The organism is Variovorax sp. LjRoot130, assembly GCF_964253755.1.
GTDB lineage: Bacteria > Pseudomonadota > Gammaproteobacteria > Burkholderiales > Burkholderiaceae_C > Variovorax.
Genome location: NZ_CAXURM020000001.1, coordinates 1506319 through 1528265 on the forward strand (window position 1 = coordinate 1506319; position 21947 = coordinate 1528265).

At 67.7% G+C, this 21947-nt stretch carries 20 protein-coding genes; 11 read left to right on the forward strand and 9 right to left on the reverse strand.

What is annotated here, in order from left to right; all coding sequences use genetic code 11:
• Positions 1–11 precede the first annotated feature (11 nt).
• The 4 genes from tam to ACSQ86_RS07545 all read left to right on the forward strand — a co-directional run bounded on the left by tam (position 12) and on the right by ACSQ86_RS07545 (position 5089).
• Positions 12–788 carry a trans-aconitate 2-methyltransferase gene (tam, locus tag ACSQ86_RS07530; RefSeq protein ID WP_436308679.1) on the forward strand — a complete coding sequence of 259 codons (777 nt, stop codon included), beginning with the start codon at positions 12–14 and terminating at the stop codon, positions 786–788.
• 55 nt (positions 789–843) lie between these two features.
• A complete protein-coding gene (locus ACSQ86_RS07535) occupies positions 844–1845 on the forward strand; it encodes an HpcH/HpaI aldolase/citrate lyase family protein (RefSeq protein WP_436303176.1) in 1002 nt (333 codons plus the stop codon).
• Positions 1846–1876: 31 nt separating this feature from the next.
• The gene (locus ACSQ86_RS07540) at positions 1877–2440 is read left to right on the forward strand and encodes a hypothetical protein (protein WP_436303177.1); all 564 of its coding nucleotides are present in this window, start codon (positions 1877–1879) and stop codon (positions 2438–2440) included.
• Between the two features lie 63 nt (positions 2441–2503).
• Positions 2504–5089: a bifunctional aconitate hydratase 2/2-methylisocitrate dehydratase gene (locus tag ACSQ86_RS07545; RefSeq protein WP_436292618.1), complete on the forward strand. Its 2586-nt coding sequence runs from the start codon at positions 2504–2506 to the stop codon at positions 5087–5089.
• Positions 5090–5129: 40 nt separating this feature from the next.
• Here ACSQ86_RS07545 and ACSQ86_RS07550 read toward each other — a convergent pair whose 3' ends face one another.
• Entirely contained in the window at positions 5130–5963 is an 834-nt protein-coding gene (locus ACSQ86_RS07550) for a helix-turn-helix domain-containing protein (protein ID WP_436292619.1), read from the reverse strand.
• Positions 5964–6094: 131 nt separating this feature from the next.
• Between ACSQ86_RS07550 and ACSQ86_RS07555 the strand changes: the two genes are divergently transcribed.
• Positions 6095–6511 carry a hypothetical protein gene (locus ACSQ86_RS07555; protein WP_436308680.1) on the forward strand — a complete coding sequence of 139 codons (417 nt, stop codon included), beginning with the start codon at positions 6095–6097 and terminating at the stop codon, positions 6509–6511.
• 94 nt (positions 6512–6605) lie between these two features.
• Positions 6606–9473 (forward strand): aconitate hydratase, encoded by a 2868-nt coding sequence (locus ACSQ86_RS07560; RefSeq protein ID WP_436303180.1) that lies wholly within the window; start codon positions 6606–6608, stop codon positions 9471–9473.
• 2 nt (positions 9474–9475) lie between these two features.
• Here the strand turns inward: ACSQ86_RS07560 and ACSQ86_RS07565 are convergent, their stop codons facing one another.
• Positions 9476–10879, reverse strand: a complete 1404-nt coding sequence (locus ACSQ86_RS07565; RefSeq protein ID WP_436303181.1) for a C13 family peptidase — start codon at positions 10877–10879, stop codon at positions 9476–9478.
• Between the two features lie 99 nt (positions 10880–10978).
• On the opposite strand from ACSQ86_RS07565, the gene ACSQ86_RS07570 reads away from it, so the two are divergent.
• The 4 genes from ACSQ86_RS07570 to ACSQ86_RS07585 are packed head-to-tail and all read left to right on the forward strand — an operon-like array spanning position 10979 to position 14629.
• Positions 10979–11269, forward strand: coding sequence for a FeoA family protein (locus tag ACSQ86_RS07570; RefSeq protein ID WP_436292622.1), 291 nt, complete (start codon positions 10979–10981; stop codon positions 11267–11269).
• The gene (gene feoB, locus ACSQ86_RS07575) at positions 11262–13157 is read left to right on the forward strand and encodes a ferrous iron transporter B (RefSeq protein WP_436308681.1); all 1896 of its coding nucleotides are present in this window, start codon (positions 11262–11264) and stop codon (positions 13155–13157) included. The genes ACSQ86_RS07570 and feoB overlap by 8 nt, the downstream gene beginning before the upstream one ends.
• A 1-nt stretch (position 13158) precedes the next feature.
• Positions 13159–13440: a DUF6587 family protein gene (locus ACSQ86_RS07580; protein ID WP_436303183.1), complete on the forward strand. Its 282-nt coding sequence runs from the start codon at positions 13159–13161 to the stop codon at positions 13438–13440.
• Between the two features lie 7 nt (positions 13441–13447).
• Positions 13448–14629 carry an FAD-dependent monooxygenase gene (locus tag ACSQ86_RS07585; protein WP_093106473.1) on the forward strand — a complete coding sequence of 394 codons (1182 nt, stop codon included), beginning with the start codon at positions 13448–13450 and terminating at the stop codon, positions 14627–14629.
• A gap of 1 nt (position 14630) precedes the next feature.
• Here the strand turns inward: ACSQ86_RS07585 and ACSQ86_RS07590 are convergent, their stop codons facing one another.
• The 6 genes from ACSQ86_RS07590 to ACSQ86_RS07615 all read right to left on the reverse strand — a co-directional run bounded on the left by ACSQ86_RS07590 (position 14631) and on the right by ACSQ86_RS07615 (position 20919).
• Positions 14631–15881, reverse strand: a complete 1251-nt coding sequence (locus ACSQ86_RS07590; RefSeq protein ID WP_436303185.1) for an SMI1/KNR4 family protein — start codon at positions 15879–15881, stop codon at positions 14631–14633.
• A 38-nt stretch (positions 15882–15919) separates the two neighbouring features.
• Positions 15920–16756, reverse strand: coding sequence for a tryptophan 2,3-dioxygenase (kynA, locus tag ACSQ86_RS07595; RefSeq protein ID WP_093106468.1), 837 nt, complete (start codon positions 16754–16756; stop codon positions 15920–15922).
• A gap of 12 nt (positions 16757–16768) precedes the next feature.
• The gene (kynU, locus tag ACSQ86_RS07600; RefSeq protein WP_436308682.1) at positions 16769–18067 is read right to left on the reverse strand and encodes a kynureninase; all 1299 of its coding nucleotides are present in this window, start codon (positions 18065–18067) and stop codon (positions 16769–16771) included.
• Positions 18064–18708 (reverse strand): arylformamidase, encoded by a 645-nt coding sequence (kynB, locus tag ACSQ86_RS07605; protein WP_093106463.1) that lies wholly within the window; start codon positions 18706–18708, stop codon positions 18064–18066. Before kynB ends, kynU begins: the two co-directional genes overlap by 4 nt.
• A 73-nt stretch (positions 18709–18781) precedes the next feature.
• Positions 18782–19717: an ornithine carbamoyltransferase gene (gene argF, locus ACSQ86_RS07610; RefSeq protein ID WP_436303186.1), complete on the reverse strand. Its 936-nt coding sequence runs from the start codon at positions 19715–19717 to the stop codon at positions 18782–18784.
• Positions 19714–20919 (reverse strand): aspartate aminotransferase family protein, encoded by a 1206-nt coding sequence (locus ACSQ86_RS07615; RefSeq protein WP_093106459.1) that lies wholly within the window; start codon positions 20917–20919, stop codon positions 19714–19716. The genes argF and ACSQ86_RS07615 overlap by 4 nt, the downstream gene beginning before the upstream one ends.
• Positions 20920–21080: 161 nt before the next feature.
• Between ACSQ86_RS07615 and ACSQ86_RS07620 the strand changes: the two genes are divergently transcribed.
• On the forward strand, positions 21081–21404 hold the full coding sequence (locus ACSQ86_RS07620) for a DUF3579 domain-containing protein (RefSeq protein WP_093106458.1): 324 nt from the start codon (positions 21081–21083) through the stop codon (positions 21402–21404).
• A 126-nt stretch (positions 21405–21530) separates the two neighbouring features.
• Here ACSQ86_RS07620 and rpsT read toward each other — a convergent pair whose 3' ends face one another.
• Positions 21531–21845 carry a 30S ribosomal protein S20 gene (gene rpsT / locus ACSQ86_RS07625; RefSeq protein ID WP_093106455.1) on the reverse strand — a complete coding sequence of 105 codons (315 nt, stop codon included), beginning with the start codon at positions 21843–21845 and terminating at the stop codon, positions 21531–21533.
• Positions 21846–21947 lie beyond the last annotated feature (102 nt).

The following is a 21947-nucleotide window of genomic DNA, read 5'->3' on the forward strand; positions in this document are numbered from 1 at the left end:
CAGTCACCGGCATGCTCGACTGGAATCCCGCGCTCTACCGTCGCTACGAGGACGAGCGCACGCGCCCGGCACAGGAGCTGCTGGCGCGCGTGCCCTTGACCGGGGCGGCCCGCGTGGTCGACCTCGGCTGCGGGCCGGGCAATTCCACCGAGCTGCTGGTGCAGCGATTTCCCGCTGCCGAGGTGCTCGGCACCGACAACTCCGAAGCCATGCTGGTCAGCGCGCGCGAGCGCCTGCCCCAGGCCCGCTTCGAACTCAGCGACATCGCGCGCTGGCAGCCCGAGCTGCCGCCCGATCTGATCTACGCCAACGCCTCCTTGCAGTGGGTGCCCGATCACGAGACGCTGATCCCGCGCCTGTTCGCTGCATTGGCGCCCGGCGGCGTGCGCGCCATCCAGATGCCGGACAACCGCGAGGAGCCCACGCACCGGCTGATGCGTGAAGTCGCGGCCGAGGCGCCGTGGACTCAAGCGATCGGCGATGCGGACAAGCTGCGCACGCAACTGCTGCCGATCGACGGCTACTACGACCTGCTGGCGGCCGATGCGGCACAGGTCGACGTCTGGCGCACCGCCTACCAGCATCCGATGGTTTCTGCCGCCGCGATCGTCGAGTGGGTGCGCGGCACCGGGCTCAAGCCCTTCGTCGACCGGCTGCCGGCCGATCTGCAGGCCAGCTACCTGGCCGAGTACCAGCGCCGTGTCGACGGCGCTTATCGCGTGCGCACCGACGGCAAGCGCCTGCTGGCCTTCCCGCGCATGTTCATCGTGGCGCAGCGCAAGGCATGAGCCGCCCGGCCGTTCCCAAGGCGGATACCGCAGCGCGCAGCGCGGAGGTTACGCAATGAGCACTCCCGCGCATCCACGGGACGTGCTGCTCGGCGCGCAAGCCGGTGCCGTCGTGTTGCCCGTGTGCGACCACTACAGCGGCGTCGAATCGCGCATGCGCAAGAGCCTGGCGCTGCAGGCCGAGATGGCCCAGGAGTTCGGCGCCTGCGTGTTCGACGTCACGCTCGACTGCGAAGACGGCGCCCCCGTGGGCGGCGAAGCCGAGCATGCCGCGCTGGTCACCGAGTTGGCGCTGGCTGCCGCACCCGGCATGCGCGTGGGCGCACGGGTGCATCCGGTCGACCACCCGGCCTTTGCCGGCGACGTGATCACCATCGCGGGGCGTGCCGGCCATCGCCTGAGCCACCTGATGGTGCCCAAGGTCGAATCGGCCGAGGACGTGCGCGAGGCCGTCGAGGCCCTCAACGCGGCCGGCGCCGAAGCGGTGCCGTTGCACGTGCTGATTGAATCGCCGTTGGCCGTGCACCATGCCTTCGACATCGCCGCCCATCCGCGCGTCCAGTCGCTGAGCTTCGGCCTGATGGATTTCGTCTCGGCGCACGGCGGCGCGATCCCGGCCGAGGGCATGGGCGCGGCCGGGCAGTTCACGCATCCGCTGGTGGTGCGCGCCAAGCTCGAAATCGCTTCGGCCGCGCACGCGCATGGCAAGGTGCCGTCGCATTGCGTGGTTACAGAATTCAACGACATCGATGCGATGCGCGCCGCGGCGAAAAAAGCAGCGGGTGAGTTCGGCTACACGCGCATGTGGAGCATCCACCCGAACCAGATCCGCCCCATCCTCGAGGCCTTCGCGCCCGATGAGCGGCAGATTCAAATGGCTACAAAAATCATAGCGGCTGCCACTGCCGCCGATTGGGCGCCGGTCAGTTTTGATGGCACATTGCACGACCGCGCAAGCTACCGTCATTTCTGGCAGGTACTTTCGCGTGCGCACGCCACCGGCCGTGCGCTGCCGTCCGAGGCGCAAGCTTGGTTTGCTGCACCGGCGTCCTCCTGAAAACCGAACCTCCTCCAAAGGAAAGACACCCATGAAGAAGATCGCACTGATCGCCGCCGTCGCCCTCGCGCTGCCGGCCCTTGCCCAGAACGCAGCGGATTCCGCCGCCAAGCCGCCCCTCAAGGAACGGGCCAAGAGTACGGCCAAGAGCGTGACGCAGAAGGTCGTGCCCAAGCGCGTCATCAAGAAGGTCGAGGAAACCAAGCCCATCAGCGAAGAGACTGACGTCGTGCTCACGCCCGAAGACCTGGCCGTCGCGCAGCGCGTGCTCACCGGCACCATCAAGTGCGAACTGGGCGCCAGCGTGAAGATCGATGCCAGCGAGAAGAAGCAAGGCTTCTTCATCGTCACGCACGGCACCACGCGCTATTTCATGCACCCGGTCAACAGCCGCACCGGCGCGATCCGCCTCGAAGACCCGCGTGCCGAAGCCATGTGGCTTCAGCTGGGCAACAAGTCGATGCTGATGAGCCAGAAGCAGGGCCTGCGCCTGGCCGACGAATGCCAGGCGACCGAGCAGGCGCTGATGGCCGAAGACATGAAGAAGAACCCGCCCAAGAGCCTGTTCGAGGGCGCGGACGCACCCAAGAGGTAAATCAAGGCGCCGGCGGCCCGCCTTTTGCTAGGCCGCCACTGGTTTCAGATCCCGGAGAAAAAGATGTTGCAAGCCTACGTTGACCATGTCGCCGAGCGCGCCGCGCTCGGCATCCCGCCGCTGCCGCTGTCGGCCCAGCAGACCAGCGAGCTCATCGAGCTGCTGAAGAACGCCACCGCCAAGGACGGCGAATTCCTGCTGAACCTGCTCACGCACCGTGTGCCTGCCGGCGTGGACGACGCGGCCAAGGTCAAGGCGAGCTACCTGGCGGCCGTGGCCCACGGCAGCGAGAAGAGCACGCTCATCTCGCGCGCCCATGCCACGGAACTGCTGGGCACCATGCTCGGCGGCTACAACATCAGCCCGCTGATCGACCTGCTCGACGACGCCGAAGTGGGCGCCGTCGCAGCCGAGGGTCTGAAGAAGACCCTGCTGATGTTCGACCAGTTCCACGACGTCAAGGAAAAGGCCGACAAGGGCAACGCCAATGCCAAGGCGGTGCTGCAGAGCTGGGCCGATGCCGAGTGGTTCACCAGCCGGCCCGAAGTGCCGCAAAGCCTCACGATCACCGTGCTCAAGGTGAGCGGCGAGACCAACACCGACGACCTGTCGCCCGCGCCCGACGCCACCACGCGCCCCGACATCCCGATGCATGCGCTGGCCATGCTGAAGAACGCGCGCCCCGGCATCACGCCGGAAGAAGACGGCAAGCGCGGCCCGGTCAAGTTCATCGAGTCGCTGAAGGACAAGGGCCACCTGGTCGCCTACGTGGGCGATGTGGTCGGCACCGGTTCGTCGCGCAAGAGCGCCACCAATTCGGTGCTCTGGTTCACCGGCCAGGACATTCCCTTCATCCCCAACAAGCGCTTCGGCGGCGTGTGCCTGGGCAACAAAATCGCGCCGATCTTCTACAACACGATGGAAGACGCGGGCGCGTTGCCGATCGAGCTCGACGTGAGCCAGATGGAGATGGGCGACGTGGTCGAGCTGCGCCCCTATGAAGGCAAGGCGCTGAAGGACGGCAAGCTCATCGCCGAGTTCAAGCTCAAGAGCGATGTGCTGTTCGACGAAGTGCGTGCCGGCGGCCGCATCCCGCTGATCATCGGCCGCGGCCTCACGGCCAAGGCACGCGAGGCGCTGGGCCTGCCGGCTTCGACGCTGTTTCGCCTGCCGGTCAGCCCGGCCGATTCGAAGAAGGGCTATTCGCTGGCCCAGAAGATGGTCGGCCGCGCCTGTGGCCTGCCGGAAGGCATGGGCGTGCGCCCGGGCACCTACTGCGAGCCGAAGATGACCAGCGTCGGTTCGCAGGACACCACCGGCCCGATGACGCGCGACGAGCTGAAGGACCTGGCCTGCCTGGGCTTCAGCGCCGACCTGGTGATGCAGTCCTTCTGCCACACGGCGGCCTACCCGAAGAAGGTCGACGTCAAGATGCACCACGAGTTGCCCGACTTCATGAGCAACCGCGGCGGCGTCTCGCTGCGCCCGGGCGACGGCGTGATCCACTCGTGGCTGAACCGCCTCTTGACGCCCGACACCGTCGGCACCGGCGGCGACAGCCACACGCGCTTCCCGATCGGCATCAGCTTCCCGGCCGGTTCGGGCCTGGTGGCCTTCGCGGCTGCGACCGGCGTGATGCCGCTGGACATGCCCGAGTCGGTGCTGGTGCGCTTCAAGGGCACGATGCAGCCAGGCGTCACGCTGCGCGACCTGGTCAATGCGATTCCGCTCTATGCGATCAAGTCGGGCCTGCTCACGGTCGAGAAGAAGGGCAAGAAGAACATCTTCTCGGGCCGCATCCTCGAGATCGAAGGCCTGCCGGAGCTCAAGGTCGAACAGGCCTTCGAACTGAGCGACGCCTCGGCCGAGCGTTCGGCCGCGGGCTGCACGGTGCACCTGAACAAGGAACCGATCATCGAGTACATCAACAGCAACATCACGCTGATGAAGTGGATGATCGCCGAAGGCTATGCCGATGCGCGCACCCTGCAGCGCCGTATCGCCGCGCAGGAAGCCTGGCTCAAGGATCCGCAGCTGCTCAAGGGCGACGCCGATGCCGAATACGCCGCCGTGATCGAGATCGACCTGGCCGACATCCACGAGCCCATCGTGGCCTGCCCGAACGACCCCGACGACGTGAAGACGCTGTCGGACGTGGCCGGCGCCAAGATCGACGAAGTGTTCATCGGTTCGTGCATGACCAACATCGGCCACTTCCGCGCGGCGTCCAAGCTGCTCGAAGGCAAGCGCGACATCCCGGTCAAGCTGTGGATCGCGCCGCCGACCAAGATGGATGCGCAGCAGCTCACCGAAGAAGGCCACTACGGCGTGTTCGGCAACGCGGGTGCGCGCACCGAGATGCCGGGCTGCTCGCTGTGCATGGGCAACCAGGCGCAGGTGCGCGAAGGCGCGACCGTGATGTCGACCAGCACGCGCAACTTCCCCAACCGCCTGGGCAAGAACACCAACGTGTACCTGGGCAGCGCCGAGCTGGCCGCGATCTGCTCGCGCCTGGGCCGCATTCCGACCAAGGAAGAGTACATGGCCAGCGTCGGCGTGCTCGATGCGTCGAGCGCGCAGATCTACCAGTACCTGAACTTCGACAAGATCGAGGATTACAAGGGCGTGGCGGATTCGGTCGCGGCCTGACCGTTGCTCGCCGCCAGGCGCCTCAGTAAAAAGCCCGCCTCTAGGCGGGCTTTTTTTCTCCTTCGTGGAGCGCTGCCAGTGCTGCGGCCGTCTGCGCATCCGCCGGAAAGAAGGACTCCACCGCCAGTTCCTGCAGCGTCACATCCACCGGCGTGCCGAAGATGGTGGTGGTGCTGATGAAGCTCAGCACGCCCTGCGGCGTCACGAACTGGAAGGGCACCACCACGCCGTTGAGCTCGCCGCCCGCGGCGGGCGTGTCGTGGCTGACGTTCGGCGCCGGATAGGCCGCCAGTTCGTCGTGCAGTGCAGAGAGCGCCGCGTCGCCCGTGGCCGCGATCTGTTGCTGCAGCCGTTCGAGCAGATGCGCGCGCCACTGGGCCAGGTTCGCGATGCGCGAGGCCAGGCCATCAGGGTGCAGGCTGAGCCGCAGCACGTTGACCGGCGGCTTCAGCAGCTCTGGCGCCGCGCCCGCCATCAGCAGCGGCACGAGCGCGTTGTACGCGACCAGGTTCCAGTGGCGATCGACCGCCAGCGCCGGAAAGGGCTCGTGCCCCTTGAGCACCAGGTCGACCGCCCGGCGCGCCGAGGCGAGGGCGGGATCGTCCAGCGAGCGCTGCCGGTACATCGGCGCGTAGCCGGCCGCCACCAGCAGCGTGTTGCGTTCGCGCAGCGGCACTTCGAGCCGCTCGGCAAGGCGCAGCACCATCTCGCGGCTGGGCTCGGCGCGGCCGGTTTCGACGTAGCTCAGGTGGCGCGTCGAGACCTGGGCCTCGTGCGCCAGGTCGAGCTGGCTCAGGCGGCGGTGCTGGCGCCAGTGGCGCAAGTGGATGCCGAAGGGGTCGGCCGCGGTAGGAGGTGTGCTGTGGGAGCTCATGGCCGCCATCCTAGTGAAGCGGCGCGCCGCGGCCATGACCTCCCAGGTCATCGACCGTCCGCCGTGTCGCCGGAATGATGGACCCCAACGCGGCGGGAAGGGCCTGCGGCGTGCCACACAAGGAGTCCGTCATGTCCGTCTTCGCTTCTTCCCGCTTTCTGCCCCGCGTGATGTGGACCGATGCCGCTTCGTGCGCCGCGACCGGCCTGCTGCAGGTGGCCTTCACCGGCGTGCTGGCCCGCCTGACCGGTCTGCCCGCGCCCCTGCTCCTGGGCACCGGCGTCTTCCTGCTGGCCTATGCCGCCGCCGCGGCATGGATGGCCAGCCGCGGCGTCCCGCCGCGCCGGCTGATCGGGCTGGTGGTCGTCGGCAACTTCGGCTGGGCCGCGGCCTGCGTTGCCCTGCTGGCCATCGGCGGGGCCGCGATCGCGCCGCTTGGGTGGGCCTGGGTGATTGCGCAAGCCCTGACCGTGGTCGTGCTGGCCGAACTGCAATGGATGGGCCTGCGCCACAGCCGGCCGGCGGCCCGCGGCGCGATCGCGGCATGAGCCTACGGAGCGCTGGGGTGCGCTCCCCGACTACAGCCGTTGTCATCGATCCCTGCTATCTTTAAGGAGCTTCCACGAATCACAGGAGTTCCTCATGGCCAAAGAACCGGCACACGCTTTTGCCCCCATGCTCAAGACCTTCAAGACCGCATCGGGCAAAGCCGGCAAATACTGGTCACTCAAGGAACTCGCGAAGCAATACCCCAACGTCGACAAGCTGCCGGTGTCGATCCGCATCGTGCTCGAATCGGTGCTGCGCAACTGCGACGGCCAGAAGGTCACGGCCGAGCATGTCGAGCAGCTCGCCAACTGGGCGCCCAATGCGGAGCGCACCGACGAGATCCCCTTCGTCGTGACCCGCGTGGTGCTGCAGGACTTCACCGGCGTGCCGCTGCTCGCAGACCTTGCCGCCATGCGCAGTGTCGCGAAGTCGCTGGGCAAGTCGCCCAAGACCATCGAGCCGCTGGTGCCGGTGGACCTGGTGGTCGACCACTCGGTGATGGTGGACCACTACGGCACGCCCAAGGCACTCGACCTCAACATGAAGCTCGAGTTCCAGCGCAACAACGAGCGCTACCAGTTCATGAAGTGGGGCATGCAGGCCTTTGACACCTTCGGCGTGGTGCCGCCCGGCTTCGGCATCGTGCACCAGGTCAACCTCGAATACTTCGCGCGCGGCGTCTACAAGAGCCCGAACGACGACGGCGACCCGCCGGTCTACTACCCCGACTCGCTGGTCGGCACCGACAGCCACACCACCATGATCAACGGCATCGGCGTGGTGGGCTGGGGCGTGGGCGGCATCGAGGCCGAGGCCGCGATGCTGGGCCAGCCGGTCTACATGCTCACGCCCGACGTGGTGGGCTTCGAGCTCAGCGGCAAGCTGCGCGAAGGCGTCACGGCCACCGACCTGGTGCTCTATGTCACGGCCATCCTGCGCGGCGAGAAGGTGGTGGGCAAGTTCGTCGAGTTCTTCGGCCCCGGCGCGGCCTCGATCGCGGTGCCCGACCGCGCGACCATCGGCAACATGGCGCCCGAGTACGGCGCGACCATGGGCTTCTTCCCGGTCGACGAGATGACGGTGGCCTACTTCAAGGGCACCGGCCGCACCGACAAGGAAATTGAGCGCTTCGAGGCCTATTACAAGGCGCAGGGGCTGTTCGGCATGCCGGCGCCCGGCGAGCTGAACTACACCAAGGTCGTCAAGCTCGACCTCGGCACCGTGACGCCGAGCCTCGCGGGCCCCAAGCGCCCGCAGGACCGCATCGATCTCGGCCATCTCGCGACCAAATTCTCCGAGCTCTACAGCAAGCCCAACGAGGCCAACGGCTTCAACCAGCCGGCCGACAAGCTCAAGCTGCGCTATCCGCTGCCGCACAACGGCGAGTCGGCGGAGCAGGAGCCGGACGACCCGAAGCCGGGCGCGCCGCGCCCGGTGGTCGAAATGGCCGATAACAAGCCGACGTCGGAATCAGCGCACGTCGGCGACACGGCAGCCCATGTGAAAGCCAGCGGCGTGACCATCGGCAACGGCGACGTGCTGATCGCCGCCATCACCTCCTGCACCAACACCTCGAATCCCAGCGTGCTGCTGGCTGCCGGCCTGCTGGCCAAGAAGGCGGTGGAGGCGGGGCTCACGGTCAAGCCGCACATCAAGACCTCGCTGGCGCCGGGCTCGCGCATCGTGACCGAGTACCTCGAGAAGGCGGGCCTCCTGCAGTACCTCGAAAAGCTCGGCTTCTATCTCGCGGGCTACGGCTGCACCACCTGCATCGGCAATGCCGGCGACCTGGCGCCCGAGATCAACGAGGCGATCACCAAGAACAACCTCGTGGGCGCGGCCGTGCTTTCGGGCAACCGCAACTTCGAAGCGCGCATCCATCCGAACATCAAGGCCAACTTCCTGGCCTCGCCGCCGCTGGTGGTGGCCTATGCCATCGCGGGCAACGTGATGGTCGATCTCATGACCCAGCCGGTGGGCAAGGGCAAGAAGGGCAAGGACGTCTACCTCGGCGACATCTGGCCCAGCATGAAGGAGATCGACGAGAACCTGCACTATGCGATGAATGCGAAGGCCTTCCGCAAGAACTACGAGCAGATCAAGGACAACCCCGGCAAGCTGTGGAGCAGCATCAAGGGCACGACCGGGCAGGTCTACGACTGGCCCAAGTCCACCTACATCGCCGAGCCGCCCTTCTTCGAGGGCTTCAAGATGGAGCCGCACGCATCGGACGCCGGCTTCACCGGGGCGCGCATCATGGCGCTGTTCGGCGACTCGATCACCACCGACCACATCTCGCCGGCCGGCTCGATCAAGGAAAGCTCGCCTGCGGGCATCTGGCTCAAGGCGCATGGCGTGCAGAAGGCCGACTTCAACAGCTACGGCTCGCGCCGCGGCAACCATGACGTGATGATGCGCGGCACCTTCGCCAACGTGCGCATCAAGAACCTCATGATCCCGCCGGGCCCGGATGGTTCGCGCGAGGAAGGCGGGGTCACGCTGTTCCAGCCGGGCAACGAGAAGATGTTCATCTACGACGCGGCGATGAAGTACATCGAGCAGGGCGTGCCCACCGTCATCTTCGGCGGCGAGGAGTACGGCACCGGGTCGTCGCGCGACTGGGCGGCCAAGGGCACGCAGCTCTTGGGCATCAAGGCGGTGGTGGCGCGCAGTTTCGAGCGCATCCACCGCGCCAACCTGGTCGGCATGGGCGTGCTGCCGCTGCAGTTCCGCGGTGCCGATTCGTGGGAAAGCCTGGAGCTCACCGGCGGCGAGAAGATCGATGTCGTGATCGGCGGCGAACTCAAGCCGCAGATGGACGTCAAGATCGTGGTGCACCGCCCCGACGGTAGCCACCAGGAAGTGACGGTGCGCCTGCGCATCGACACGCCGATCGAGGTCGACTACTACAAACACGGCGGGATCCTGCCTTTTGTGCTCAGGCAGCTGCTCGCTGCCTGAGCTCAGTTGCTGTCGAGCCGCTTCGCCAGGCGCTCGAGCACCGGGCGGATACCTTCGCCCACCTGGATCTGCGGGTTCGAGAAGCCGTCGTCCTTGCCGGCGTCGATTTCGCGCTGGCGAATCACCGGCACGGCCGCCGCGAAGGCTGCTTCGAAGGAGTGGCTCTTGCGCAGTTCCTCGTTGAATACCGCGCGGCCGAAGAAGGTGAGTTCGGACAGCCTGCCGCAGCCGTAAGAGGTGTGCTCGGCATCGGCGGCGGTCATGATGAGGCTGTCCTCGGTGGCGAGGGGTTCGATCCAGCCGCCCGAATAGCAGGCCGAGATTGCGATCACGCGGTGCCGGATGCCGGCCGCGTCGAGCGCTTCGCGCACTTCCTGCGGCGTCAGCCACGGCACGGTCAGCGGCCAGTGCGTGGCGGCGAGCTTGAAATCCCGCGCGCCGTGCGAGGTCATGTAGAGCACCAGCACGTCGCGCTCGCGGTCCATGCGCGCGGCCAGCGCCTCCACGGCACGCCGCAGGTTCAGCGGCGTCGCCCAGGGGAGCTCCTGCGTGGTGGTCGCGTGGTTGACCAGGCGCAGCACGCGCCCCTTGGCATCGAATCGCTCTTCGAGCAGGGTGGCCACCATGGCGCTTTCGCGCAGGAAGACGTCTTCGGAGGCATTGGGCGCGAACACCAGGCCGTAGACATGGGATTCGCCGTCCGGCCGCGGCGCCAGTCCGGCGACGGCGCGCTGCCACACGGCCTGCTGTTCCTCGAAGGTCTCCTGCGTCAGCTGCAGCCGGGGCCGCTCCGGCGCCGCCGAGGCGCTGTAGGCCGGCTGCCAGACCTGCTCGCGGTCCTGCGTGCTCTGCCAGATGCCTATGGCAGTGATGGCCAGCATGCCGGGGACGAAGAAGGCAAGGCGCATGCGCGAAGGCGTGCAGCGTGCCATGAGGCATATCGAGCTCAGCAGCCAGCACGCGATCAGGCTGCCGTAGACCGCCCAGAAGCCCGAGGTGGTGGTGAGCGGTTGAGGCAACCAGCCCCGGAAGTAGGCGAGGGCGAAGCCCGCCATGAGCAGGTTCCAGGGCACGGCGGCCCAGGTGAAGAGCGCGAACCAGCGGCTCACGCTCGCGGCGGGCGACAGCGCCGCCCAGCCGACCCACAGCGTGAGGGCGATGGCCCACCAGGCATTGAGCTCCGCGGCCGGGTGAAAGGTGGCCGGGCCGTCGATCTGGAGCCGTTCGATGCCCAGCACCAGCAGGAGCGGGATCAGCACGATGAGCATCAACTGCCAGGGGCTGGGCGAGGCCGCGATGCGAGGGGCCAGCAGCACCGAGGCGCGCAGGCCTTCGACGATCCAATGCCAGAAACTGGGACGGCGTTGCACGTCGTGTGCGGGCAGGTCGGGATGCTCGTCTGTCATGCCCGGATGATGCCTTGCACGCAGGGATTCTTCGGCCCCGGTTCGCCAAACGCCGGCGTTTTCGAGAATAATTCTCATTTTGACAATTGGATTCCGCGGGTGACCACCACGAACGGCGCGGCCTTGGCCGCCATCAGCCTCGATCAGCTTCCCAGCAACCAGTGGGCGACCGTGCTCGATGTGCTTCGGCCCGATGAAGCGGAAGGCCGGGAGCTGGTGCTGCGCCTGACCGAGATCGGCTTCGTGCCCGGCGAGGCGGTGCGCATCGTTGCCAATGGCGTGCCGGGCCGCGAGCCGCTGGCCGTGCGCCTGGGCCACACCACCTTCGCGCTGCGCCGCCACGAGGCCTCGTTCATCCGCGTGATGCCGGGAGCCGCGCAGCATGGTTGAAGCGACGCTGAACTTCCAGCCCGGCGCCGCTGTCTCGTCGGCGCCGCCGGGCCGCATCGCGCTCCTGGGCAATCCCAACTGCGGCAAGACGGCGCTGTTCAATCTGCTGACGGGCAGCCGCCAGAAAGTGGCCAATTACGCCGGCGTGACGGTCGAGCGCAAGGAAGGCCTGCTGCGCACCGCCGCCGGCCGGCGCGTGTTCGTGCTCGACCTGCCGGGCGCCTACAGCCTCAATGCGCTGTCGGCCGACGAGGCCGTGACGCGCGACGTGGTCACCGGCAGGAGCCAGGAGGCGCTGCCCGATCTGCTGGTGTGCGTGACCGACGCCACCAACCTGCGGCTCAACCTGCGGCTGGTGCTCGAGGCCAAGCGCCTGGGCCTGCCGATGGTGGTGGCGCTGAACATGACCGACATGGCGAAGAAGCAGGGCATCGTGGTCGATGTCGCGCTGCTTTCGCGCGAGCTCGGCGTGCCGGTGATCGAGACCGTCGGCGTGCATGCCGGCGGCGCCAAGGGCCTGCTCGAGGCGCTCGATGCGCCGGTGGCGGTCGCGGCGCCCCAGCCCTGGCAGGCGCCGGGGCTCGACGACGTGCTCGCCACGCAGCGCGAGGTGCGCCGCATCCTCGGCGTGGCGGTGCGCGAGCCGGTCGGCAGCCTGGCCGCCAGCGACCGCATCGACCGCGTGGTGATGCATCCGGTGTGGGGCATGCTGGTGCTCGCCGTCACGCTGTTCCTGATGTTCCAGGCCGTGTTCAGCTGGGCCAACGTGCCGATGGACGCGATCAAGGATGCAACCGCCGCCTTCGGCGAGCTCATCAAGCGCTTCGTGCCCGAGGGCATGCTGCAGAGCCTGCTGGTCGACGGCATCATCGCCGGCGTGGGCGGCGTGATCGTATTCCTGCCGCAGATCCTGATCCTGTTCCTGTTCATCCTCGCCCTGGAAGACTCCGGCTACCTGCCGCGCGCGGCCTTCCTGCTCGACCGCGTGATGGGCACTGTGGGCCTGTCGGGCCGCTCCTTCATTCCGCTGCTGTCGAGCTTCGCCTGCGCCATTCCGGGGGTGATGGCCACGCGCACCATCAGCAACTGGCGCGACCGGCTCACCACGATCATGATCGCGCCGCTGATGACCTGCTCGGCGCGGCTGCCGGTCTATGCGCTGCTGATCGCGGCCTTCATCCCGGCGCGCACCGTGGGCGGCGTGTTCAACCTGCAAGGCGTGGTGCTGTTCGCGCTTTACGTGTTCGGCATCGTCTCGGCGATGGCCGTGGCCTGGGTGATGAAACGCTTCCGCGACAGCCGGCAGCATTCGCCGCTGATGATGGAACTGCCGGCCTACCGCTGGCCCAACCTGCGCAACCTGGCGCTGGGCCTTTATGAACGGGCGTGGATCTTCATCCAGCGCGTGGGCACGATCATCCTCACGCTCACGATCCTGCTGTGGTTCCTCTCGACCTTCCCGTCGCCGACCGAGGGCGCGACCGGGCCGGCGATCCAGTACAGCCTCGCGGGCATGATCGGCCGCGGGCTGGAGCACATCTTCGCGCCCATCGGCTTCAACTGGCAGATCTCGATCGCGCTGGTGCCGGGCATGGCGGCGCGCGAGGTGGCGGTGGGTGCGCTCGGCACGGTGTATGCGCTGTCGGCCACCGGCGACGACGTCGCGGGCCAGCTGGAGCCGCTGATCGCCGGCAGCTGGTCGCTCGCCACGGCGCTGTCGCTCCTGGTCTGGTACGTGTTCGCGCCGCAGTGCATCTCGACGCTGGCCGCGGTCAAGCGCGAGACCGGTTCGTGGCGCTACGTGTGGATCATGGCCGGCTATTTGTTCGCGCTCGCCTACATTGCGTGCTGGATCACCTACCGTGTGGCCCTCGCTCTAGGAGGATGAGATGACACAAGAAATCATCGTCGGGCTGATCGTCGCGCTGGCCGCGATCTATGCGGTCTGGCGTTGGATGCCCGCCGGCTGGCGCCACGCCGCGGCGGCGAGGCTCGCGTCGGGCACGCAGCGCGCGGGCCTGGTCGATGGGGAGCAGGCACGGCAGTTGGCCGAGTCGCTGGCCAAGAGCTCGGGCTGCGGCTCGTGCGACAGCTGCGGCAGTTGCGGCACCACCAAGAGCAGTCCTTCGGCAGCGCCGGATCGCGCAAAGCCAGCGACGCGCGCGCATTGAGCGGGGCATGCCGGCCGCTCACATCCTGATCGCAGGCGGGGGCATTGCGGGTCTGGCGAGCGCGCTCGCGCTGGCTCGCCGCCGCCACCGCATCGACCTGTTCGAACAGGCCGTGGCTTTCGGCGAGGTCGGTGCCGGCATCCAGCTCGGCCCCAACGTCACGCGCCGGCTGCAGTCGCTGGGCGTGTGGGAGCCGCTCGTGCGCATCGCGGCGCGGCCCGAGGCGCTGGTGGTGCGCAGCGCGACCAGCGGCCTGGAGATCGCCCGCCTGCCGCTCGGCAATGCGATGCTGCGAAGCTATGACTCCCCTTATCTTTGCGTGCACCGCGCCGACCTGCATGCGCTGCTGCTGGCTGCCGTGCGCGGGAGCGGCGCCGTCACGCTCAACACCGGCACGCGCGTCGACCAGGCGGTGGCGCGTGCCGGTGCGGTCTGCGTGTCGAGTGCGGATGCGCGGGCCTGGGAGGGCGATGCGCTGATCGGCGCCGACGGCCTCTGGAGCGCGGTGCGTTCGCGCGTGGTGGAGGATTCGCCGCCGCCGCGCGCGACCGGCCACACGGCCTGGCGTGCGTTGATCGAGCAATCGGCGCTGCCTGCGGCGCTGCGCAGCACGCAGATCGGCGTCTGGCTCGGGCCGCGGCTGCATGCGGTGGCTTACCCGGTGCGCCGCGGCGATGCGCTCAATGTCGTGGTGCTGGCCGAGGCCGCGCCGGCCGGCGATGCGCGCGATTGGGACCAGGCGAGCAGCCTGGCTGCGCTGCAGGCGGCGACCGGCCGAACCTGCGCCGGCCTCCAGGCGCTGCTGGAAGCGATGCCTTCATGGGGCGCATGGACGCTCAGCGACCGGCCGCCGCTCACCGGGCCCGAGCAGATGGCCGGCGAACGCGTGGCCCTGGCCGGCGATGCGGCGCATCCGATGCTGCCCTACCTGGCGCAGGGCGCCGGCATGGCGATCGAGGACGCGGTGGCGCTGGCTGGTGCACTCGATGGAGGCGATTCGGCGGCAGTGCCGGCCGCGCTGGCGCGCTACGCGGCCGCGCGCTGGGAGCGCAACGCCCAGGTTCAGGCGCGGGCGCGGCGCAACGGCGAGATCTTTCATGCCACCGGCCTGGTGCGCGTGGGGCGCGATGCGGCCCTGCGACTGCTCGGCGCGCGGCTGCTCGACGTGCCCTGGCTCTACCGGGCTTGAATCAGAGCGCGAAGCTTTGTAAATGGTCGACACGCTCGGCCAGACCGTGCGCGCCCAGATAGTGGCTGACCTTGCCGGTGCGCACCTCGGCCAGCGAGGTCTCGAGCTCGGCGAGCATCCCGTTCCTGACCGATTCGAAAGCCGCGGGCAGGTCATCGTGGGCCTGGCCGTAGGCAGCGGCGATGAGTCGTGCGGCGGCCGGCGCGCCGCAAGCCACGCACTCTGCGATCGCGGTGGCGCTCGGTTGGGCGCCGTGATCGAGCAGCAGGGTGACGAGTTCGGGCGAGACCGCGCTGTCGATGTAGTCGAGCGCGTCCAGCGCCACCGGCGCACCGGCGCGCACCAGCGCGGCCGCTGCAGCATGGGCACCGTGGCTCAGCGCCAGGTCGGTGGCGATCGCGCTGCCCTGCAGCGGGCCGTCGAGCGCCACGCCGGCCGCCGCCAGCCGTTCGACCAGCGCGGCATCGTCGGTGGCGACCGCATGACGCAATGCGATGCGCGAGAGCGGGCCGTCCTGGCCCAGCGTGCCATCGGCCAGCGGTGTCTTCCAGTCGACCGTGGCGCGGCGGTAGAACGCGACCAGCTTGTCCATCAGCTCCAGGGACAGGCCGTGCGCTTCGTGACGCTCGTCGAGGTATTCGAGCAGTGCTTGCCCGGTGAAGTAGTCGCCGGCCGGTTCGAGCGGGTCTTCGTCCAGGTGCAGCACGGCAAAGGCTGCGTACAGATCGTGCCCGACGGTCGTCAATCCATCCTCGTGCAGCGCGTGCGCCCAGGCCTCGGGGAGGCCCTGCTTCCACGCCAAGATATGGCCGTAGTCCGCGCCGGGCTCGACCACGGCGTAGATGCGGTCGCTGTATTCGAAGCCGCCGAAGGGCAGGGCGGTGAGCTTGCCGTCCCAGGCTTGGTCGCCCGCCTTGGCGGCTTCCTCCGCCACTTGCCGTTCGTGATCGATCCAGCCCTGCAGGTCGTGGTAGCCGTCGCTGCCGTTCCAGAACAGCTCGCTCCAGCTGACGGCCTCTTCGTTGCCGTTCATGCGCAGGTGGAGGTCGTAGTCGATGCGCCCGCCCGCCGTTTGCTGCCAGAGCGCGACGAGTTCGGGCGGGATCGGCCCGGCGCACAGGGCCTGTACCGTGGCGATCTGCTCGAAGGGAATCGGCGGCCGGGCATCGAAGATCACGCGCTCGGCAAAGAGCACGATGCCGTGCTCGCGCAGCTGGCTCAACTCGTCGTCGGCAAAGAAATCGCTGCTCATCGTCGTCTCCTTGATCGTTGTCGAGCTCGGCGGCGGCGCTACAGGTCGGTACGCAATTTCCAGATCTCCGGGAACAGCACCACATCGAGCATCTTGCGCAGGTAGCTTACCCCGCCGGTGCCGCCCGTGCCACGTTTGAAGCCGATCACGCGCTCGACCGTGGTCACGTGGCGGAAGCGCCAGAGGCGGAAGGCGTCTTCGAGGTCGGTCAGTTCCTCACCGAGCTGGTAAATGTCCCAGTGAGCCTTCGGGTTGCGGTAGGCCACGAGCCAGGCTTGCTCGACGCCGTCGCTGAGTTCATAAGGCTTGGTCCAGTCGCGCTCGAGGTGGTCGGCCGGAATGTCCAGCCCGCGGCGTGCCAGCAAGCGCAGCGCCTCGTCGTAGAGCGAGGGTGCGCGCCACGCCGCCTCGACCTCGGCCAGCAGCTCGGGGCGGTGCGCATGGGGCTTGAGCATGGCGGCGTTCTTGTTACCGAGCGCGAACTCGATGCAGCGGTACTGCCAGCTCTGGAAGCCGCTGGAGCTGCCCAGGTAGGGCCGCATCGCGCTGTACTCGGGCGGCGTCATGGTGGCCAGCACGTCCCAGGCGTGCACCAGCTGCTCCATGATGCGCGAGACGCGCGCCAGCATCTTGAAGGCGCTGGACAGGTCGTCCTCTGCGACGCAGCGGATCGCGGCGCGCAGCTCGTGCAGCATGAGCTTCATCCACAGCTCGCTGGTCTGGTGCTGCACGATGAAGAGCAGCTCGTCGTGCGCCGGCGAGCGCGGATGCTGGGCGTTGAGGATGCTGTCGAGGCTCAGGTAGTCGCTGTAGCTCATCGAGGCGCTGAAGTCCAGCTGCGCCTTTTCGTCGTGGACGATCTTTTCGGTGCTCATGTGCGTCCCTCTCTAGGTCACCGCGAGTTTCTGGTTGAACTCAGGGCGCTTCCATTCCTCGCGCTCCAGGACCTGCACCAGGTGCTCGACGGCATTCCACATGTCTTCGAAGCCGAGGTACAGGGGCGTGAAGCCAAAGCGCAGGATGTCCCTGTCCTCCGATTGCCCTGAGCTCGTCGAATGGGCGGCGCGGAAGTCGCCGATCACGCCGCGCGCGATCAGCGCCTGCACGATGGCGTAGGCACCGGGCTCGTTGTCGCTGAGTGCGAGGCACACCTGCGAACCGCGCTGCGCATGCGCGCGCGGCGTGACCAGCGTGAAGCGGCCTGGGCAGCGTTCTTCCACCAGGGCGATGAAGGCGTCGGTCAACGCCAGCGACTTGGTGCGCAGCGCCGCCATGCTGCCCTGATCGCCGTCGAAAGGCTCGGCGGCCAGTACCGTGTCGAGCCCGCATTCGAGTGCGGACAGGGCGATGATGGGCTGGGTACCGCACAGATAGCGCGTCACGCCTGGCGCCGGCCGGTAGTGCGGCGTGAATTCGAAGGGCGCCGCATGGCCGAACCAGCCCGACAGAGGCTGCTCGAAGCGGCTCGCATGCCGTGCATGCACCCAGACGAAGGCCGGTGCGCCCGGGCCGCCGTTCAAGTACTTGTAGCCGCAGCCGATCGCGAAATCGGCCTCGCTGTCGTTGAGCGCCACCGGCACCGCGCCCGCGCTGTGCGCGAGGTCCCACACCGTGAGCGCGCCGGCCGCGTGGGCCGCGGCCGTGAGCGCCTTCATGTCGTGCATCGCGCCGGTTCGGTAGTTCACGTGCGTGAGCATCAGCACCGCCACTTCGGCGGTCAGTGCCGCGGGCAGCTCGCCGGCCTCGATCAGCTTCAAGGTGAAGCCGCGCTCGCGGCACAGCGACTCGGCGATGTAGAGGTCGGTCGGGAAATTGCTGCGTTCGCTGATCACGACCTGGCGGCCGCTCGCCTTCATCTGCGACAGCGCCGCGAACAGCACCTTGTAGAGATTGACTGAGGTGCCATCGGTGCACACCACCTCGCCGGGCGCCGCGCCGATCAGGCGCGCCAGCTTGTCGCCGAGGCGCTGCGGCAGGTCGATCCAGCTGGCGCTGTTCCAGGAGCGGATCAGGCCTTCGCCCCATTCCTTGGCGACGACCTCGGCGACGCGCGCCGGCGCGGCCTTGGGCAGCACGCCCAGTGAGTTGCCGTCGAGGTAGATCACGTCCTCGGGCAGGATGAACAGGTCGCGCAGGGCGGCGAGGGGGTCTTGCGCGTCGAGGCGCTGGCAATCGTCGAGGGTCATGGTTGGGTAGGTGTGAGTTCGCGCAGCACGGCGCGGACAGGGGAGGCATCGGCCGTCACAAGCTTGAGCGGCAGCGCGATGAGTTCGTAGTCGCCTTCGGGCACGGCGTCGAGCACGAGGTTTTCGAGCACGCGCAGGCCGAGGCGGCGGATGACCTGGTGGCTGGCTAGCGTCTTGCTCTCGGCCGGATCGATGCTGGCGGTGTCGATGCCGATCAGCTTCACGCCCAGCGCGGCCAGGCGCTCGATGGTGGCGGGCGCGTAGGCGGCGAGCGCGCCGTCCCAGCGGTCGATGGGTGCGTGCCGGTAGGTGCGCACCAGCACGCGCGGCGGCAGGTTGTCGGCGGCGTGAGCGAGGTGCTCCCACTCGATCAGGGGCCCGCACTCGATCGCATGGATCACGCGGCAGGGGCCGAGGTAAGGGGAGAGATCGACGTCGCCGATGGTCGCGCCCGCCGGGTCGTAGTGCAGCGGCGCATCGGCATGCGCGCCGACATGCGGCGAGAGCGTGATTTCGCTGACGTTGACCGGACAGCCCGGCCCGATGGTGGCCGCCCAGCGCTGGCGGTAAGGCGTGTCGCCGGGAAACACCGGCGCGCCTTCATGCACCGGTGGCGAGATATCCCAGATGCGTTGGTTCATGGCGCAAAGTTAGCGCCGCGAACGGGGTCGTGGTGTCGGTTATTTCCAACAGAATGAAAACACCGGCGCGAGCTCAGCCCGTCTGCCGGCCGAGCAGCAGGAACTCCATCAGCGCCTTCTGCGCATGCAGCCGGTTCTCGGCTTCGTCCCACACCACCGATTGCGGGCCGTCGATCACTTCGGCCTGGACTTCCTCGCCGCGGTGCGCTGGCAGGCAGTGCATGAAGAGGGCGTCGGGATGGGCGACGCGCATCATCTCTTCGTCGACGCACCATTCGGCAAAGGCCGCGCGGCGCGCTTCGTTCTCGGCCTCGTACCCCATGCTGGTCCAGACGTCGGTGGTCACCAGGTCGGCACCGCGGCAGGCTTCCATCGGGTCCTTGAACACCTTGTAGCTGTCGGCCGAGCGGATGCCGGCGATCGACTGGTCGACCTCGTAGCCGCTGGGCGTGCTCACATGCACCTTGAAGCCGAGAATCTCGCTGGCTTGCAGCCAGGTGTTGGCCATGTTGTTGCCGTCGCCGACCCAGGCCACCGTCTTGCCGGCGATCGAGCCACGGTGCTCGATGAAGGTGAAGATGTCGGCCAGGATCTGGCAGGGGTGGAATTCGTTGGTGAGGCCGTTGATCACCGGCACGCGCGAATGCGCCGCGAAGGCCTCGATCTTGGTCTGCTCGTAGGTGCGGATCATCACCAGGTCGACCATGCGGCTGATGACCTTGGCGCTGTCCTCGATCGGCTCGGCGCGGCCGAGCTGGCTGTCGCCGGTGGTCAGGTGCACCACGCTGCCGCCCAACTGGTACATGCCGGCCTCGAAGCTCACGCGGGTGCGGGTCGAGGCCTTCTCGAAGATCATGGCCAGCGTGCGATCGACCAGCGGCTGGTGCTTCTCGTAGGCCTTGAACTTCTTCTTGATCAGCGCGGCACGCGCGAAGACGTGCGCGTACTCGTCGGCCGTGAAGTCGGAAAACTGCAGGTAGTGCCGGATGGCGGGTGTCTTGTCGCTCATGGCCGAGGCTCCGCGAGGAAGGCTTTCACGATCGGCGCCAGGATCGCGACGATCTCGTCCGCTTCGGCGATGCTGAGGATCAGCGGCGGCACCAGGCGGATCACGCTGTCGGCCGTCACGCTGAGCAGCAGGCCGGCATCGCAGGCGCGGTTGAGGATCACGCCGCAGGGCCGGTCGAGCTCGATGCCGAGCATCAGGCCCTGGCCGCGGATTTCCGTCACGCCCGCCAGGCCGCCCAGCTCGCGCTCCAGCGCGGCCTTGAGATGCGCACCGACATTGGCTGCGTTCTCGAGCAGCTTGTGCTCTTCCATGATCCGGATGGTCTCGATGCCGGCGCGCATCGCGAGCGGATTGCCGCCGAAGGTCGTGCCATGGTTGCCCGGGCCGAACAGGTTGGCGGCGCGCGGACCTGCGACGACGGCGCCGATCGGCACGCCCGAGCCGAGGCCCTTGGCCAGCGGCATCACGTCCGGCAAGATGTCCGCCCACTGGTGCGCGAACCACTTGCCGGTGCGGCCCATGCCGCACTGAACCTCGTCGATCATCATGAGCCAGTCGCGCTCGTCGCAGAGCGCGCGCACCTGGCGCAGGTACTCCCAGCGCATCGGGTGGATGCCGCCTTCGCCCTGGATGGTTTCGAAGAACACGGCCACCACGTTCGGATTGCCTTCGGTCGCCTTCTTGAGCGCTTCGATGTCGTTGAGCGGCACGCGGATGAAACCTTCGACCAGCGGGCCGAAGCCCTTCTGCACCTTGGGATTGCCGGTGGCCGACAGCGTGGCGATGCTGCGGCCGTGGAAGGCGGCCTCGTAGACCACGATCTCGGGGCGCTCGATCCCCTTGTCATGGCCGAACTTGCGCGCCAGCTTGAGCGCGGCCTCGTTGGCCTCCAGCCCGGTGGAGCAGAAGAAGGCGTTGGTGAGGCCCGAGAGCTCGGTCAGCTTGGTCGCCAGCTGTTCCTGGCCGGGCACGTGGTAGTAGTTGGAGCTGTGGATCAGCTTGGCGATCTGGTCCTGCAGCGCGGGCACCAGCTCGGGGTGGTTGTGGCCCAGCGTGTTGACGGCAATCCCGCCCAGGCCGTCGAGGTAGGCGCGGCCTTCGGTGTCCCACACTCGGCAGCCCTGGCCGTGCGACAGCGCGATCGGCAGGCGGCCGTAGGTGTTCATGACGTGGGGCGACGAGGGGGCGGCAGTGGCGCTCATACGATCTCCGGAAAAGGGAACGCGGATTCTAGGCGTGCCCTTTGACAGCATCGTTGAGGATTGAGCATCACAGCAATGCCCTCGCAGGTGTCGCTCGCGGGACCGCCGGATAGAATCGTTGTGCAGCGCAGCACAAGTGCGCGTTTCCCTCTCGCCGACCGATGGTTTCCCCCTCCGCCAAAGAAGTTTTCATCCAGGGCATCACCCAAGATGGCCGGACATTTCGCCCGAGCGACTGGGCGGAGCGACTGGCGGGCGTGATGTGTTCGTTCCGCCCGGGCGGGCCCCAGCCCGGGAGTCATCTGAACTACTCGCCCTGGTGCGTGCCGACGGTCATCAATGGCATCAAGTGCGTGGTGGTCAGCAGCGAACTGCGCGAGGCCGAGGTGATGGCCTGGGACTTCGTGATGAATTTCGCCAGGGACAACGGGCTGCAAGTGGTGGAGGCTTGCCTGGTGCCGGATGCCAAAACCGGTCGCCCATGAAGAACCGCCCGAAGGCGGCCGGACATGAAAAAACCGCCCGAAGGCGGTTTTGTCACTTTGCTGCAGCGCACCCCGATCAAACGGCGGACTGGCTGAAAACCGGTCCGGGCTTAATGCCTGATGACGTCAGGCGGCGGCCTTTTCAGGGGCGAGGGCCAGGGTCTTGACCTTGGCCGCGAGGCGGCTCTTGTCGCGAGCGGCCTTGTTCTTGTGGAAGATGCCCTTGTCGGCGACGGTGTCGACGATGCTCTGGGCCTTCGCGAAGAGTTCTGCCGCCTTGGTCTTGTCGCCGGCGAGCACCGCCTTTTCGACATTCTTCACGGCGGTACGGTATTTGGAGCGCAGCGAGGTGTTCGCGGCGTTGAGCTTGACGTCCTGGCGGACGCGTTTACGGCCCGACGCGAGGCGCGGGTTCTTTTTCTTGGGCTTGGCGGATGCCATGGATGTGTTCCTTAGGTGTCTGAGGATGATGCAGCAAAGCCCTCCATTATAGGCGAGGAGCCCGAGGCCGTCCTGCAGGCCCGGAAGAGCACGCGCGGCCAC